The following is a 17,746-nucleotide window of genomic DNA, read 5'->3' as shown; positions in this document are numbered from 1 at the left end:
TGATATAGGTTAACAGGGTAAGTTTGTGTCTAGAATTAAGGACACGAAATCACCCTGCTTTTTTTAATGAATCTTGTTATATCAAGCCTTTAGGACGTATTTTAAATAGGTATATTTGTGTCGTCAGACACCCCTTTTACATCGGGCAATACAAGTCATATATTTTTTATAAAACTGACTGTCTTTTTAAAATGGCTAATGGTTGCTTTATATGTATTAATACTTGCCCTATATATTTTTTCTTTTAAAACACTATCTTCAACAAATAACAAATTAAAGTTTCTTTTATTGGATTTTCCTATGTTAACTAAGGTCCCTTTATGTTTAGAAGTAAATATAGTTAGTAAATCTCCTAAGAAGTTTCTTCCTTCCTGCTCATAAAGATCTAATTGAAATAACGAGGCAATTATTGAAACAGGTTATATAAATGCAGAGGTAATACTGCTTTTTATCAACATCCGCAGTAACAGCACTCGGCTCATCTAAGCTGACTATATCTCTTAACCATGTTCTTACTTGTCTTCTACAGTTCCTAATCTCGGCTGGGAAAAAGTTCTTCATGCATCCAACTAATTAATTCTGATCCATTCTTATAAAAATCTGATTCAGTCCGATCAAATGATCGAATGGCATCAAAAGCCAAGACACGACTTTGAATAATAGAGTATATGGTTACAAAGCATTAATTCCAGGTTATAGAATTAAGGTATATGAAAGGAAAACAAATATAAATAGGTATGCTGAGGATGATAAATTACCAATCTAAAAAGCGATTCTTTTTCAGTAGGGGCTTTTGCACGAGATAATGTTCAATTTTAATAAAACGAAAACCATCTTTATATTTTGATTTGTATAAAAATGGTAATATCTGTATTTGTAATCTTAAGCTTTTTAGTAATACTACACTCATTTTTAAACACAAAAAATCGATAGGACAATCCTATCGACTTAGATAACATTATTACTATTTATTTCTGTGAACAAATTTGATATTTTCCGCTCCCAACAATTTTCTCTTCATTTCCTATTTTTAATTGTGCTGTTACATTAACCGGAATATCAACTTCTGCTATTACCAATTTACCGTCCAGTTTCCACTCGACCGATATTCTGCCATGAACACAATCATAATGGCCCTTAGCCCAATCCAGTCCACAGTCTAAATCAGGGCAGATGGATAGGTGATCATACCCGATGCCTAAATTTCTTATTCCTAGAAGATTACGATACTCCCAGTCTCCAACACATCCAAAAGCATAATGATTAAAAGAACATTCGTCCCTTGTTCCATCTGGCTTTATAGCATTCCAAGATTCCCACATGGTGGTTGCTCCATGTTCTACTTCATACAACCATGAAGGACATTGGTTTTGATATAACAGACGATATGCAATATCGTTTCTACCATTTTCACTCAAAACATCGAGTATGAAGGGTACTGACATAAAACCAGTATCCATACAATTATTGTTATCTTCCACCAGTTCAACCAACCGTTGCAGAATCTGTTCCCGCTTATCGTTAGATACCATATTCATTTGAAGCGCCAGTACATAAATGCCCTGCAGATCATTTTTCAATTTTCCGTCTGTCATTAAGTATTCTTCTTCAAAAGCTTCTCTGATTCGTTTTCCCAACTGATTGTAATATTCAGCACTCTGCTTATAACCCAAAACTTCGTTGACTTCCTTCATAATATCTGTCATGGATGCATATAGGGTCGTAGAGACGGTATGGCCTGTTAGAAAAGAAGATGCTGACCCGTCTGCAAAGCCATCTTCATTCACAACGCTTGGAACCAGCCAGTCTCCAAAATGGAAACCTGTATTTATTAAATAGTGCTGATTTTCGAGTTGACGTCCACTCATGCTTGCTACTTCAGGTGGAAGTTGTTCATCAGCCAATTTTTCTACGAAATTAATCCATTTCGTCATCGCATCATAATTATCTTCAAGAATTTTCTTATCACCATAAACCTGATATAACTGCCAAGGTAGTGTAACGATCACATCTCCCCAGCCTAAAGAGCTCATCATGCTCATATGCACATAGTTCTTAACCATCGGTACAATATTAAGTACTTGTCCATCCTCCAACTGCTCCAATCGGACACTCTTTAACCATTCTTCAAAGAACTTTTTCATATTTTGATTGAAACAAGCCGTTTTACCATAGACTACAACATCCCCGGTCCATCCTGCCTTTTCTCTTGTCGGACAATCTGTTGGAATTCCTATGGTATTTGATAGCTGACTCCAAAGAATGTTCTGCTGCAAGCGGTTCAGTTTATCATTAGAACAAAGGAAGCTTCCACTCATTTCGTTATCTGAACTGATGGCCATTCCTTTAAACTGTTCTTTCTTCCATGTACCTTCTAATCCTCTTATTCTTACATAGCGGAATCCATGATAAGTAAAACGAGGTTCAAATATTTCCTCACCACTCCCCTTTAAAATATACTTATCTTTCTGCTCTCTGGTGCTATTGGAAAAAGGATAAGTAAAATTCCCTTCTTTATTAAGCTCCTCCGTATGCTCAAAGGTTACTTCTGTTCCAGCTTCACCTTGCATGAAGACCCTAAGGTGACCCGCAAAGTTTTGTCCAAAATCTATTACGGTATCTCCTTCAGGAGTGATTAGGATTTCTTTTACATCCAGCTCTGCAACTGTACGGATGGGTTCATTTCTTTGAACCTCTAGGTTATCATATCCGTAATTCATGACGTGAACTGGTTTCCAGTTGGAAATGTCCATATTCACGCCTACATCTAGCAAGTCTTCAAAGATTTGAAGATTGATATTCTTTAATTTTTCATTGAAGCGAACATCATAAATTAACGCCTTTGCTTCTGAATGTGTAAAGATATACTCTACCTCGGGTGTGGTTAATTTCGTATTAACAGGGGTTACTGTAAATCCAGCGATTTGGCAGGCATAGTAGGATAACAAGAAGTAGTCTGAATTATGGAGAAAAAGTGCAATTTTATCTGCTTTTTTATAGCCTTTTCTTTGAAAATAGCCTGCTAAGTTTTTAGCCTGCTGATAAAATTGCTTGTAGGAAAGCTCTCTTCCATGGTAGGAGCTAATGATTTTTTCTGGCTGGAATTTTGCATGTTCAGCTAATTGTTCAAAAACAAACATCGAACCATCCCCTTTATTATTTATTTGATTATTTCACTACTTTTAACAAATAATCTGCATAAACATTTTGGAGCTCTTCAACGTTAAATTTACCGTCTGGTTGATACCACTGCTGAATCCAGTTCATGGAACCCAATAGGATCATTCGCGCAATTTTCAGTTCAGTAATCGTGAACTCTTTCGCTTTCATTCCCTCCTTTATAACCGTGTCAAATTGATGAGCATACTTTTGACGTTTTAATAATATCGGTTTTAATTGTTCGCTAGAAAAGGTTTCATCTGGCTTTAAAATCATATTAAAGGTTTCTTTTTCTTTGATGGCGTAAGCAATATGAGTCTTAATCATATTTCGCAAACGAGTTTCATAGGAAACCGGTTCCTCTAAGTGAGCTTGTAGCTCTTCAATCGCATTTGTTAAAACGAGTTCGTGACACTGGTAGATTAAATCTTCCTTATTTTTAAAATAGTAGTAAAGGGCACCCTTGGTCATCAGTAGCTCTGCCGCTATTTCCTCCATTGTCGCACCATTGTATCCTTTTCGATTCATTATTTTGATAGCAGATAGAATAATTTGTTCCTTCTTTTTCAGTACTCGTTTCTCTGATAGTTTCATAAGCTCTCCTTTCCGGATGCTACAAGTCTAGCTGCTTGGCGATGATGGTCTTCATGATTTCAGTACTGCCGGCATATATGCTTGCTACAGGAATATCACGGTAGCGTCTAGCAATCTCGTATTCTTCCATATAGCCGTAGCCGCCATGAAGCTGTAGGCATTCGGCCGCAACTCTTTTGGCCATTTCACTAATCCACCATTTCGCCATCGACACTTCCTTTGTTAGCTTTTCACCATTCATATGACGTATTGTAATTTGATTAAGGTATGTTCGACCTAATTCTATTTCTGTAGCCATTTCTGCGATTCTGAATTGTGTATTTTGAAATTTGCTTATGGTTTGACCAAACGCTTGCCTTGTCTTTACATAATCGATCGTAATTCGAAGCATTTCTTCTGCCTCAACCTGACATTGAATCGCTACAACGAGACGTTCCTGCTGAAGATTTTCCATTAAGTAATAAAATCCTTTTCCTTCCTCACCTAACAGGTTTTCAACTGGGACCTTTGCATCCTCAAAAATAAGCTCACCAGTCTCACCACTATGCATTCCGATTTTATTTAGCTTTTTTCCTTTCTTAAAGCCTTCTGTACCTTTCTCGACTAAGATCAGACTAATTCCTTTATGTACAGGTGTGATTTGGGTATCTGTTTTGCAAACAACGACAACAAGGTCCGATGAAATAGAATTTGTAATAAATGTCTTTTCACCATTTAAAATATAATAATCTCCTTCACGTCTCGCCGTTGTTTTAATATTAACTAAATCTGATCCCGCTCCAGGCTCTGTCATTGCAATGGCGGTAATTACCTCTCCGCTTAAACACTTTGGCAGCCATTTTTGTTTTTGTTCTTCTGTGCCTATTTTCCGAATGTAAGGGCTTGCAATTTCGGAATGCAAACAAACACCACTTGATAAACCTTGCCCTACTCTTTCAAGTTCCTCATTCAATATAACAGAATACATGAAATCTAATCCGAGCCCACCATACGCTTCATCCATCCATGGACAAAGAAACCCATTGTCTCCCATTTTTATCCAGAACTCTCTTGGAATTTCACGATTCTTTTCCCATTGCTCAAAAAACGGGTACGCTTCCCGCTCCAGCATTTTACGTAACGATTTGCGAAACAGCTCATGCTCATCAGTTAAGAATGTTTCCAATGGTCACCCTCCTATTTCAGATAATTTATAATAGTCTGAAATTTGTTTACTTAAATCTATTATAATCACTGCCCACATATAGTCAATCACTTTTTAAACAAGGTTCAAATTTTAAATAAAAAAAATTTTGTTTGAATGAATGACCCTTAGTTACTACTGTACCAAGATAGAGAAGCAGGTTTAATTTTTGAAAGTATATGCATAATTTATTTTTTACATACCAACTAATGATTCAAATTTACCTCTTTAAAGAAGAGTCCAATTTTAACCAAAGCTACAATTAATCTAACTTTACAAAACCAAATTAGATTGATTTCCCTAGTAGCTTCCATCGTTCAAATAAAAGAAAAGGCAAATAGAGCAATATACATAACACGAGTGCAACTACCTCAAGCGAAATAATATACCAAGGCCATGGACCAAGAAAATCAAGCAAAGAAACAGTGTCAGGTTTTCTGGCTAGAAACATGTAATTTGCTCCTGTTATTGCGTTTACCGGGATCACAACCACCATTAGGATATTTAACCAAAGCATCGTCCTTCCAACTGATCTCCAAGTCGGTCTAAAACCTTCTACAGCAGTCATAAAAATAGCCGTTAACACAATTCCCCCGTGTCCGACAAAAAAGTAAAAATACCAAAAATGAGGAAAAGCAACTTCAAGCACAGGAGTTAATAACGCTTGCAGTGCACCAAGTGTACCTGCAAAAAAGACGAACTCATACAAGTAGAAATTTGGATAAAGTAGCAGCAAAATCGATAAAAGCAGGGTTAATGTACATAGATGAAACGGGAGGGATTGCTCCGGTGTCCAATTACCGGTATTGATGTACCATAAATGTAAACCTATATGTAATAAAAGCATTAGCAAGGCTAATCCGTAACGGAAAATACGATTCCACCCGGGTTTGCGAAAATGTACTCTGAACCAAATGACTGTCCCTACGACCAAGATAATAAACATTAGTGCTATTACATGCTGAAGCGAATACATTTCGAATGAATTGCCATAATGACCAAAGAATGATTTCATTCCATTAGCCCCCCTCCTATTATGTTGTATCGGTAATTTTATGATTTGTAATCGGCTCCCAGAGATTTATTCATTTGGTTCAAACATCTTTAAATGGTAAATAATAAATTCAATTATTGAACGTGTTTTAAGGAGCCAGACATGGAGAGAAACTATTCGATTGACTTGATTAAATTTTTTGCCATATTGTCTGTTTTAGTGATCCATGTATTTCCAAGGGATAACCAAATTGGATTATTTATTCTCGATAACGTTTCAAGGTTCGCGGTTCCATTCTTTTTTACTGCTTCTGGTTATTTTTTCGGTAATAAGATGAAAAACAATAGAGATTCTAAAAGGGCCTTTACAAGGTATATAATAAAACTTTTAAAACTGTATTTATGCTGGCTATTCTTTTATATAGTGATAGATATACTTATGACTTCTATAGGAACTGGTAATCAAAGAAGGGAATTGAAGGATTATATTAATCATTTTTCGTTTCCTGACCTCGTCTATTACGGCAAAGGTACGAGCGGATACCAGTTATGGTTTTTAACCGCATTAATTTGGAGTTTTGTCATCCTTTTTGTTTTTTATAAGTTAAAAAAAATCAACCATCTACTACTTATTAGCTTACTATTAAACATAATAGGTCTTTTCGGACAATCATATTCAGTGTTTTATGCTTTTCCTATAAGTACACGTGATTCTTTATTTATTGGCCTATTTTATACAACACTAGGTTTCTTTTTTGCGTTTAATGAAAGATTAAAAAGGACCATTGGAAAAAGTGTAAAAATTCAATTAATAATCATTTTTTGTCTTCTTACAATTCAAGTGACAGAGGGGTACTTATTAGAAAAAGTACTTTCAGCCGCACACGGGGAATATTTCCTATCTACAATCATCTTAACTTTCGTTCTTTTTTGTTTTGCATTAAATAATAATAATTTAGGAAAGAATTTATTCATTACTGAAATAGGCGGAAGATCCTTGGGTATATATGTAGTTCATGTTTTTTATATTGAAATATATGATCTAAGTTTATCTTATTTAAACATGACTAACCTTGCAGATAGCTTATTAATTAAGCTATTCAAGTTATTTATTATATTTTCTATATCGTATCTAACCTATGATTTCTTACAGTTCTTAAAAAGGCGTTTAGGTCAAAAGAAGTAATTCATCTCTTATGGGGTCCATTCCAAATTCTTAAATGAGGTAGCTGTCATGAAAAAGATAGGACTTGGACATCCTCTAAATGGGAGGTGTCTAGATGATCGTTTATCACGGTTCTATACGGAAATTTCATCATTTCGAAAATGAAACAGTTGTTCAGAAAAAGTTACCCAACGATATTGATACGATTGGCACTTGGTTTACTTCTGATATCCATTCTTCGAAACCTTTTGCCATCGGAACGGAGACAGTTATTGAAAAATCGGATACAGAGTTTTGGGAAGATGGTGAACCGAAAGTCGTTCAATATGACAAGCCTGTCCAAGGATATGTCTATAAAGTATATGTAGGTGAACCACATATAAAGGATTTTGAATCGTATAATTTGTTTATGGAAGAACGTGATAAGTATTGCGATTATCTAGGAAAAAAAAGAAACATTACCTGGCTAGATAAGGCCATTCTTTTAAATAAAGAAGAAGCAAATAAAGCTCTCCGTCAAAAACTTATTAACCATCATTACGATGGTTTTGTTATTCGAAACATGAACCTGGATAGTATAACGACAGACTTATACTGCTTTTTTGGAGAGGATATTCTTCAAATTGCTGATGTTATACCAGTTGACTCAATTGATTAACACGGATGCTTGTACTATTTGATAACAAGATAACCTTCTTCAATCTTTGTTACTTCACCAGTAACACTAAATTCCATTGCATAATTAGAACATCCGATCAATAATAGTTTCAAATTTTAAGTTAAGGGGATTGTTTTATACCGAATTTAATAGCAATGACGCCTTTCCCCTTTTAGGGTTCAAGCGCTTCACCTACTAGCTCTTAATCCCCCCAACCCTTTTCATTAAGAGGCTCAGGGGTTGCTTCTGCAGTACCCAGGCTCCAAGACAAAGTCGTTACACCTCCAAACCTGTGTTTCCAAGTTTTACATAATCCACTTTAACTTCCTCGCTTCCAGAATATTATTTAAGGGTTAATAAGTACTTAAATAGTCAATCTTAAACCTTTTAGTCGAGACCTATCGGGATGCTACATCCTTTGTAATCACTGGCTCGTTATCCCTATTTTTCTGTACCAAAGGATTTACAAAGAGTCTAAATATTACTAATGCACACCCGACAGACACTGCACTAACGATGAATAGTACAGAATAACTTGTGTATTGTGAAATCCAGCCCAACACAATTGATCCAAGTCCAATACCAAGATCCGTAGCAGTAAGTAAAGAAGCATTAGCTACCCCTTTACGCTCTGGACGAGCAAGTCGTACGGTGGCTGCTTGTAAAGCAGGTGATGCTGAACCGAAACCGATCCCGTATAAAACAGCAGAAACGAGTATTCCCATTAATCCTTCCGCAAGACTCAAGGAGATGAGCGCTATGATTGTAATACCAAGAGCTGGTAAAATCACAAACTTCTCTCCATGTCGGTCTGAAAGTTTTCCTGCAATCGGGCGACTAAGTACAAGAGTTGCAGCATACACCAGAAAAAAGGCTCCCGAATTAACAGCAAGAGAATTCGTAAATAACGGAACAAAAGCTGTAATTCCACCATAGGCAATATGTAAAAAGAAGACTGATATGGTGATGGGTAGGACCGATTTTTCAAAAAGCTCTATTTTTTGCATCCCCGTTTTCTTCGGTTGGAAAGGTATCTTGGCAACAAACATCAACAATAGCGCAACTACAGAAAGACCGACCGCAATGAAAAACAACGCTTGATAGGATATATTTTGTGTTATCCATATTCCGCACACGGGCCCGATCGCCATGGCGAGGGTCATGGCTGTGCTAAACCAGCCCATTCCTTCCCCTCTTCGGGTAGATGGTATGATATCTGTAATGGCGGTAAAAATGGCCGTGGTTGAAACCGCCCAACTCAATCCTTGTAAGATCCGTAAGCCAAGTAAAACTAATACTCCGCCAACCCAGCTATAGAAATACATAGCCACTGTAAAAATAAGAAGTCCCCATAAAATAAATGGCCGTCTACCGTAACGATCTAATAGTCCTCCGATGATTGGTCTAAGAATGACAGCAGATAGCATGAACGCACCTACGACCAATCCAACCTGGCTCTCACTTCCGCCAATGTGTTTTATAAACAATGGAAGTGTTGGTAACAACATATAAAATCCAGTAAACAGGAAAAGCATCGCCACGGTGATTAAAATAAAAGGCTTCGTCCATAAACGTTCCAAGTAGTTATCCCCCCTAGAGTATTAGTTAAATAGATTGAACCTTGAGGTAAAGTACCAAACTTATACAACTTTATTATGCAATATATGAAAAAGCTACTGGTAACACTTTTGTATCAAATGTTTGCCTAATCCTATCGCAATCATATATTTACCAAGTATGAGCGGGTAATGAACAAATTTTTCATAAAAAAAAACAGTGTAAAGACACCGCTTTGCATACAAAAGGTTTACCTATAGGTTGTTTAGAAACCTTATAATAACTATAAATGTATAAAAACATAACTACATTCCTACCCTGTAGCAATAGCATTTTCAACTGTTCTACAAAGGTTATTCTCACCAGAAGATAATGCTTCAACTATCGTAGAAACTCCATTTACTATTCCAAAGATGGCTGTAAAACCCTTATCATACAAATCCTCTATTCCATTCCCTACTCGTCCAGCAAAGGCAATGACCGGAATTGGATAGCGGTTTGCTACTGAAGCAACACCAAACGGATAGCTAAAGCAGCTTGATTAGCTGTCATGCTTTCTTTAAAAGAATCCGGAGCTAAAACAAAATTTCATACCCACCCTGTCCTTTTCTCAAATTTTTATTTTTAAAAATAAAAACCACCCGTGATAACGGGTGGTTTTCTCTGCGGCTGAAAGCCTTTGTTACTGACCAAACCCTAAAGGGCTACTGAAGGGTTCGCCAAGTGTACTACTTCTACTGGCCAGACCTCAAAGGCCTTCTTCCCTTTTAACCTCGTTTCTTTTTCCTTACTTCTTCACCCGTGAATGGATCAATGTATTCCATCATTGTTAATTGTTCTGCGACTATATCATCTTGTATTTGATTACGTATATATTCTTCAATTACCTTTTTATTTCTTCCAACTGTATCTACATAATATCCTGTGCACCAAAATTTACGATTACCGTACTTGTATTTCAGGTTTGCATGTCGGTCAAATATCATTAAACTACTCTTTCCCTTTAAATAACCTACAAATGCAGATACACTTAGTTTTGGTGGGATGCTCACTAACATATGTACATGATCCTTACATGCTGTAGCTTCAATAATCTCTACACCTTTTCTTTCACATAATGTGCGTAGTATTTCTCCAATATCCTTTTTGATTTTCCCATAGATAATCTGTCTTCTATACTTTGGTGCAAAGACGATGTGATACTTACAATTCCAGGTAGTGTGTGCTAAACTATTATTGTCTTTAGACATGGGACTTCCTCCGTGCTGGTATTTTGGTTGGCGAACCAAAAATATTTTAGCACCATGGGGAAGTTTTTTTAATACCACGCTGAAAGCTTTTTGGAACCCCGGGCCTAGCCCGGGGTTTTCGTTTCCATAATAATAAGGGTGACCTCGTGTCACCCTAACAATTATCGCACTAGACAAGGACGTTTGTTGCCTTTACATGCATTTTTCTACAAAATATTATTTTCCTTAAACCGTTTTCCATTGCTGCGATAAAAAGCAGCCCCATCTTCTGCACGTTCGATCAAAGTACTTGGTGCTTCTTTCAATACTTTTGCAGGTACACCAGCAGCAAGCATTCTCTCCTCAATCATTTTATTCTCAGTAACAAGGGCTCCTGCTGCAATAAAGGATTGCTTTTTTATGATGGCTCCATTAAGAATGGTACCATTCATACCAATGACAGCACCTTCTTCAATGGTACAACCGTGTATTACACAATTATGTCCTATGGTTACATTTTTCCCAATATATGTTGGATAACCTGGATCAGAATGGATAACCGCCCCATCTTGGACATTTGCCCCTTCATCGATCGTAAGTTTTTCATTATCTCCTCTAATAACTGCATTAAACCAAACTGATGCATTTGCTTTAATTTCTACATTTCCAACTATCTGTGCCCCTGGTGCGATATAGGCAGTTGGATCAATTTTTGGCATAAACTCATCTAATCGATAGATTCCCAACCTAGTAGCCTCCTTCATCTCTATTAGCCTTTTACTCTCCTATCCATATGGGAGAACGCTTTTCTAAATAAGCTGAAACCCCTTCTGCAAAATCACGACTGCCGTATACCATGGCTATGACATCTTCAAATGTATCTTCAGGTGTATTTAACCTTTTGCTCTTATTGATTCGGTTCATGGCTTCCTTCGTTGCATTCACTGTTAAAGGAGCATTCTTAGTGATCTTAGTAGCGATTTCTAACACTTTATCAAAGAAGTTTTCTCCCTCTAAAATGGCTGTTAACGCGCCATATGCAAAAAGTTCTTCAGCTGAAATAACTTGAGCGGTATAAAGCAATTCTTTCGTTCTCATAGGACCAAGTTCAGTAACTAACCTTTGGTAATTGTTTAAACTCAAGCAATTCCCCAGTGTGCGAGCCATTGGTGCTCCAAATCGTGCTTTCGGTGTAGCATATCGCAGGTCACAAGCTAGGGAGAGAAGAAGCCCTCCTCCTACTGCGTATCCATTAACTGCTGCAATCGTAGGCTTTGGAAATTGTGCCAACTTATCTACGATTTTATCGATTCTACTTTCGTAATTAATACCATCCTGTCCAGTAAAGCCATTAAATTGACTAATGTCTGTTCCTGCTGCAAATGCCTTTTCCCCCTCTCCGCGAATAACTAGTACGCGTGTGGCGGTGTCAGTTGCAAGTGCCGTTAAATGTTCTTCAAGCTGTTGATACATCTCCCAGGTCACCGCATTAAGTGAATTTGGTCGAGATAGAGTTAATTGAGCAACAGCACCAAAACGATCAAGTTTGACGCACCCAACCTCAACTGTTTCATTTACTGACATAATTTGACCCCTCCAATTTAAATTGATTTTTCAAAATTCCTATTGGTACATACTATTTTATCGTGTTTTCTTTTTGAATTTGAGTATCAATGATTCCTCTTTGTAAAAATGATTGAATGTCATCATCAGAATAACCAATCTTCTTTAACACTTCTTCTGTATGTTCTCCTAAAAGTGGGGCAGGTGTTTTAATCTCAACCTTTGATTCTGAAAACTTCGTTGGAGATCCAATAGTTTTCATTTTTCCTAATAGTGAATGATCCAATTCCACGACCATTTCTCTTTCGAGATAATGTTCATTGTTAACTGCTTCTGCAAAGTTATTAATTGGTCCTGAAGGTACTCCTGCTTGTTCACACTTATTTATCCAATAGCTCGCATCCCTTGTAGTTGTAATTTCTTCTATTTCTCTTTCAAGCTCTTCAACATGATCATGTCGAAGCGAATTTGTTTTATATCTCTCATCGTTCAGCCATTCAGGTTTGTTTAGAACCTCTAAACAGAATTTTTCCCATGTTCTTTGGTTAGCACATCCTATCATCATATAAGCATCCTTCGCCTTAATAGCCTGATATGGGGCGGATACCCTATGTCTCCATCCAGACGGCTCAGGAATTACTCCGTTAGCAAAATAAGCTGCTGCTTCCCAAGCAAACCAAGGAAGTCCGCACTCTGCAAGTGAAATATCAACTTGTTGACCTTTTCCTGTTTTTAATTTGTGTATATACGCTGCTAAAATTCCATATGCAGCGGTAATTCCTGCTCCTATATCATAAACAGCGACACCTGACTTTAATGGTCTGCCTCCAGGAAGTCCAGTCATGCTCATTAACCCTGTCATTCCTTGAGCAACTAAGTCAAATCCACCTTTATGTGAATATGGTCCAGTTTGACCAAAGCCTGAGATTGAACAATAAACAATCCCTTCATTCAACTTTTTCATAGATTCGTAATCAATTCCTAAAGATTTTGTTACCCCTGGGCGATAATTCTCAACAATAATATCAGCCTCTTTAGCTAACTCATTGAAGATCCTTTTTCCTTCTTCTGTTTTTAAATTTAATGCAACACTTTTCTTGTTTCTGTTGATCTGAAAAAAGCAAGTTGATTCACCGTTAACATATGGCCCCATTTGTCTAGAATCATCGCCGCCATTAATTTTTTCTATTTTAATAACTTCTGCACCTAGATCAGCTAACACCATTGTGCAATAAGGTCCAGCCATGATTTGGGACGCATCTAATACCTTCACTCCTGTTAAAGCAGTCATCTTCTACATCACTCTCGATTCTTTTAAAAATATTAGTTTCCTAGTTTGGAAACTACTTAAAGCCAATCATCAAGTTCCAAATTTCATGACTCTAGGGTCTCTCTCTTGAATGCTTTCCCGCATGTTTCTCTCATACTGAGAACTTCACGCAATTTAGTTAATAAAGCAACATAAAACGAGATTTCGGATTGTATACTGCATATCGTATATTGTATACAGTATACAACATACGATAAGTGTAATTATCTAGTTCAATAAAGTCAATTAATTTTCTGATTATTTAGTAAAAACAAACTTCCTTTCCATACTTTTTTGGATCTACTAATCATCCCCATGGTACCCCAATTAAAACAAATATCAACCAAGCTAGCCCTGGTCCTAAAACAACAACAAATCCAGCAACTGTTACTAGTTTCGTATAATATTCTCTTTCACTCATTCCTTGAGTGTTCGCAACTAATAATGCTCCACTTGTTGAAAATGGACTTAAATCTACAATACTAGAAGCAATGGAGATTGCTGCAATAACTCCAACTGACGAAACGGTTGGATCCTGAAGGATTGGTGCTGCAAGTGGTATAATGGCAGCCAAGAATCCTGTTGTTGACGCAAACGCAGAGATGATTCCCCCCACATATGAAGCTGCTAAAGATGCTACTACTGAACTTTCTACTGAAGCTATAAGGTCTGTCATGTAATCCAATGCTCCGATGCTCTTTAGTACGCCAACATATGTCACGATACCAGTAATCATGAAAATCGCTGTCCATGGTAAGGTACCAATAACCTTTGCATTTTGTTTAGGAGCCATCAATGTAAGAATCAAACCTACAATGAGTGCAGAAAAGCCCATGTCCATTTCTAATACAAGAGCCATTACAATAAGAGCCACAATCCCCAATAGTGTCATTGCTCTATACCAAGTTAACTTCACTTCTTCACTAGCCGCACCGTCTTCTAATGTTGCAGCTGTATATGCCTGAGAGGAGATCTTGTTTTTAAGCAAGCTAATTCCGCCCATTGCTACGTAAATAATGATCGCTGCTAATGTACTATATAGTGTGGTATTTATGAATAAAAGCACTGGTTCATGTGGAATTGCACTTGTTTCCATAACCCCTTTAACAATTAAGCCAAAAAGGTTTAGTGGAGAGAAGGCACCAGCAGTTGAAGCGATAACAACTAAACAACCCATCATAACTGGATTTATGTTGTTCTTTGCTGCAATCCTTAATGCAATTGGAGCTATGATCATTACACAAGCAGTAGCCTGTGTGCCAATCGATGCCAACAGAAGTGTGATAACAAACATTACCCATGGCATCAGTCCAACATTTCCTCTGACTAATTTCATTCCCCACTTGGTGATTAAATCAATCGTTCCGTTGTTCTGTACAATACCAAAGAAGAAGGTAACCCCAGCAAGGAGAATGAAAAGATTTCCAGGATATCCGGAAAATATAGCATCCATTTCCATGCCCGCCACTACTGATCCAACAATAAAAGCTGCCACAAAACCTAAAAGACCTATGTTTATAGGTAAGACCGAGCCAATAACGAACATGAGTAAAAGAATTAAGATTGAGATTAATTCAATGCCCATATGTATACCCCCTAAGTACAAAATGTAATATTGCATTATTAACTTTCGAAATTGCAACAGCATCGGTAAATCATGAAAAAAGCGATACAAAATTGGCTAAGTGATAAGGTCCATCCCCTTTGGAACATTTCACCCTTTTCATAAAATTGCTAACGCTTACATTTTTTCTTACATTCAGTGCAGTAATCTTTTAAAGAAAGGATACGTTCTTGTACTCGTTCACTCGCTACCTTCATGTTTTCAGCCACCTCCTCACTACTGTATCCTGTATACACTAAGTACAACTTAATATTAAGTTCACCTTTTACTGAAGTCAACGAAATTTTCAATCTATTTAGAAAATTTTTTTTATCATGTTAATAGTATTAAACAAAGAGTTTTTCTAGAATAATATAATTCTCTTGTTTATATCCTATGAATTTGTTTTTTGGGGGTTAATCCCTAAAATAATTTTTCGAAATACTTTTCTACATAAAAAAAAGCAACCATAAACTGAACTGACCTAGCCAAATGAGACATATATAAAACACCTATCCATATTAAATTTAACACTTTTTCATTAATTTGATATTGGTTCTTTACTGGAAATAGTTCAGGCACTTTGTCACTTTACTTGGAGCCTCTGCGGGCATAGATTCTTTAGCCAGGAAGCCAGATATCTCAAAGAAAAATCTGGCTTAGCCATAATAGGCTATCATGCCCGCATCTCCAAATAAAGTGCACGTCTTTTCTACATGCAAAGTGGATAACCCCGAATCCTTTAAGCTGCCTTTAATCCAAATTCTATTGGAGTTAAGTAGCCTAATTTTGCTTGAATCCTACCCTCGTTGTAATGATGAATGTACCCATCTATTCTAGAAATAACTTCTAAATTAGATAGGGTATTAAACTTACAATATTGGAATTCCTCTGTCTTTAAATTTGAATGAAATGATTCAATCACCGCATTGTCCCAACAGTTCCCTCGTCTGGACATACTACCTACTAAATGATGTTCCTTCAAATAATTTTGAAAAGTATACGAAGTATACACACTCCCCTGATCGGAGTGTATAATAACTCCTTCTGGCTGATTGCGTTTATCCAAAGCATCCTGCAGTGTATCAATTACTAATGTCGTTTGTTGATGATTATAAATCTTATAAGCTACAATTTCATTATTATACAAATCCATAATCGTAGACAGATATAATGTTTCGCTGCCATACTGGATATACGTAATGTCCGTTACCCACTTCTCATTTGGTTTACTTGCACTAAAATCACGATTAAGAATATTAGGTACAATGACTTCACTTTCTCCCTGCGATTTCCACTTGCGTTTTGGTTTCACCTTACACTGCAAATGATGCTTCTGCATAATGTTTTGAACTGTGTTCCTATTAAGATGAATATGATGTTCTCGCTTTAGAATAGCTCTAATTTTCCTATGACCATTTCTATATTTAGTAGCCTTACAGATTTCAATAATTAAATCTTCATGTTCATTCCGATATTCACCAAACCCTTTAGTCCAACGATAATAGCTAGCACGTGGAATCCCTAAAACTTTTAAAATGGAAGTAACGGTATATTTTTCACGAAATTATTCAACCAATTGTACTACTAGCCCTTTATCGACTCCTTTCTCATCGCCATATACTTTTTTAGAATTTCATTCTCCATTTTTAGGTGAGTTAGTTGATTACTTATTCGCTCGTCCTTACTTAAAGAATCGGGCCCATGCCCAAATGTATATTGTTTACCAATTGGCTGATCAAACCGATACATTTCTCCATTCTTGTACCATCTCATCCAAGTTTCAATTTGAGTTTTATTTTTGATTTTGTATTTGTTCATAATTTCCCGTGTTGTTAATTTTCCTTCAAGCTTATCTCTTACTACCGCCCATTTAATCTCTTTTGTATATACAGTTTTTTTGCCCACGCAAAAACACCTCCGAATAATGTCACAATACTTATCTCAAGTATTGCCATTTTGGAGGTGTTTTATATTGTCTCACTATTTTAGGTTAGTCCAAACACTGGTGTGTTAAACGGTGCTTTTTTTATTTATTCAAAAACGGATTGTCCTCTAATCTGATCATTTTTAAGATGTTCCTCAATAACTTCCACAGCTCTTTCAACATCCCTAGATTTAATTGCATTATAAATTTCTAAATGTTCATGATAAATTTCTTTAGAGTATTGTGGTTTCTGGTTGATATTCGCTCTATAAATTAATAATAAAGATCTAACATGGTTTAATAGATGTGCCAGCTGGTAATTCGAACAGCTCATGATTAACAATTCATGAAATTGTGTATTCAACTCAAGGATTTTGAAGCTATCCCCTACTTCTATCGCATCGTTAGACTCCATTAACACTTCATAAACTTTCTCTAACTTTGCTTCAGTGATTTCCTCTACAATCATTCGAATCACTTCTTTCTCTAAAAGCAACCTACAATGAAAAAGTTCTAAAAAATCAGTTTTATTTAATTCGACAACTTTCATACTTGTATGATCTTGGACAATTAACCCTTCCGTTTGCAATTGTCGTAATGCTTCTCGCAATGGAGTTCGGCTAATGTTATATTGCTCAGCAAGCTTTGACATGACAATTTTCTCACCAGGCGAGATTTGACCCGTTAATATTAATTTTTTAAATTCTCTATATGCCTGTTGGTACAAGGGTTGAACAATGTTGATTTCCAATTTCTTTCCTCATTTCCCATGTATGATATTGCTCTATCTATTTTATAGAATATAT

General features: G+C 36.4%; 13 protein-coding genes and 2 pseudogenes. 2 read left to right on the top strand and 13 right to left on the bottom strand.

The genetic code is table 11. From position 1 onward, the window contains the following. Positions 1-968: 968 nt before the first annotated feature. The 4 genes from MKX65_RS09735 to MKX65_RS09720 form a co-directional block, all read right to left on the bottom strand. Complete coding sequence (locus MKX65_RS09735; protein WP_340903421.1) at positions 969-3,140, bottom strand: family 78 glycoside hydrolase catalytic domain; 2,172 nt, start codon at positions 3,138-3,140, stop codon at positions 969-971. 28 nt (positions 3,141-3,168) lie between these two features. After that, positions 3,169-3,753 carry a TetR/AcrR family transcriptional regulator gene (locus MKX65_RS09730; RefSeq protein WP_340903420.1) on the bottom strand — a complete coding sequence of 195 codons (585 nt, stop codon included), beginning with the start codon at positions 3,751-3,753 and terminating at the stop codon, positions 3,169-3,171. Positions 3,754-3,772: 19 nt separating this feature from the next. Beyond that, on the bottom strand, positions 3,773-4,918 hold the full coding sequence (locus tag MKX65_RS09725) for an acyl-CoA dehydrogenase family protein (protein WP_340903419.1): 1,146 nt from the start codon (positions 4,916-4,918) through the stop codon (positions 3,773-3,775). 304 nt (positions 4,919-5,222) lie between these two features. Beyond that, positions 5,223-5,951, bottom strand: coding sequence for a YwaF family protein (locus MKX65_RS09720; RefSeq protein ID WP_340903418.1), 729 nt, complete (start codon positions 5,949-5,951; stop codon positions 5,223-5,225). A 141-nt stretch (positions 5,952-6,092) separates the two neighbouring features. On the opposite strand from MKX65_RS09720, the gene MKX65_RS09715 reads away from it, so the two are divergent. After that, complete coding sequence (locus tag MKX65_RS09715) at positions 6,093-7,115, top strand: acyltransferase (protein ID WP_340903417.1); 1,023 nt, start codon at positions 6,093-6,095, stop codon at positions 7,113-7,115. Between the two features lie 94 nt (positions 7,116-7,209). Next, positions 7,210-7,752: a hypothetical protein gene (locus MKX65_RS09710; RefSeq protein WP_340903415.1), complete on the top strand. Its 543-nt coding sequence runs from the start codon at positions 7,210-7,212 to the stop codon at positions 7,750-7,752. Positions 7,753-8,150: 398 nt separating this feature from the next. On the opposite strand, the gene MKX65_RS09705 is transcribed toward MKX65_RS09710, so the two are convergent. The 9 genes and pseudogenes from MKX65_RS09705 to MKX65_RS09665 all read right to left on the bottom strand — a co-directional run bounded on the left by MKX65_RS09705 (position 8,151) and on the right by MKX65_RS09665 (position 17,691). Beyond that, positions 8,151-9,332: an MFS transporter gene (locus MKX65_RS09705; protein ID WP_340903414.1), complete on the bottom strand. Its 1,182-nt coding sequence runs from the start codon at positions 9,330-9,332 to the stop codon at positions 8,151-8,153. Between the two features lie 290 nt (positions 9,333-9,622). Beyond that, positions 9,623-9,820: pseudogene (locus MKX65_RS09700) on the bottom strand (glycerate kinase); the annotation flags it as partial. Between the two features lie 256 nt (positions 9,821-10,076). Next, positions 10,077-10,559, bottom strand: coding sequence for an IS200/IS605 family transposase (tnpA, locus tag MKX65_RS09695; RefSeq protein WP_160549971.1), 483 nt, complete (start codon positions 10,557-10,559; stop codon positions 10,077-10,079). Positions 10,560-10,765: 206 nt separating this feature from the next. Beyond that, the gene (locus tag MKX65_RS09690; protein WP_340903412.1) at positions 10,766-11,284 is read right to left on the bottom strand and encodes a gamma carbonic anhydrase family protein; all 519 of its coding nucleotides are present in this window, start codon (positions 11,282-11,284) and stop codon (positions 10,766-10,768) included. 31 nt (positions 11,285-11,315) lie between these two features. Next, positions 11,316-12,122: an enoyl-CoA hydratase gene (locus MKX65_RS09685; RefSeq protein ID WP_340903411.1), complete on the bottom strand. Its 807-nt coding sequence runs from the start codon at positions 12,120-12,122 to the stop codon at positions 11,316-11,318. A gap of 52 nt (positions 12,123-12,174) precedes the next feature. Beyond that, positions 12,175-13,392: a CaiB/BaiF CoA transferase family protein gene (locus MKX65_RS09680; RefSeq protein WP_340903410.1), complete on the bottom strand. Its 1,218-nt coding sequence runs from the start codon at positions 13,390-13,392 to the stop codon at positions 12,175-12,177. A gap of 325 nt (positions 13,393-13,717) precedes the next feature. Beyond that, positions 13,718-14,995 (bottom strand): SLC13 family permease, encoded by a 1,278-nt coding sequence (locus MKX65_RS09675; protein ID WP_340903409.1) that lies wholly within the window; start codon positions 14,993-14,995, stop codon positions 13,718-13,720. A 760-nt stretch (positions 14,996-15,755) separates the two neighbouring features. Next, positions 15,756-16,921 (bottom strand): annotated as a pseudogene (locus MKX65_RS09670) (IS3 family transposase). A gap of 125 nt (positions 16,922-17,046) precedes the next feature. After that, on the bottom strand, positions 17,047-17,691 hold the full coding sequence (locus MKX65_RS09665; protein WP_340903408.1) for a GntR family transcriptional regulator: 645 nt from the start codon (positions 17,689-17,691) through the stop codon (positions 17,047-17,049). Between the last annotated feature and the right edge of the window lie 55 nt (positions 17,692-17,746).

Source organism: Robertmurraya sp. FSL R5-0851 (genome assembly GCF_038002965.1).
GTDB classification, from domain to species: domain Bacteria; phylum Bacillota; class Bacilli; order Bacillales; family Cytobacillaceae; genus Robertmurraya_A; species Robertmurraya_A beringensis.
The sequence above is the reverse complement of the archived record's forward strand: the minus strand, read 5'-3'. Positions and strand labels throughout refer to the sequence as shown.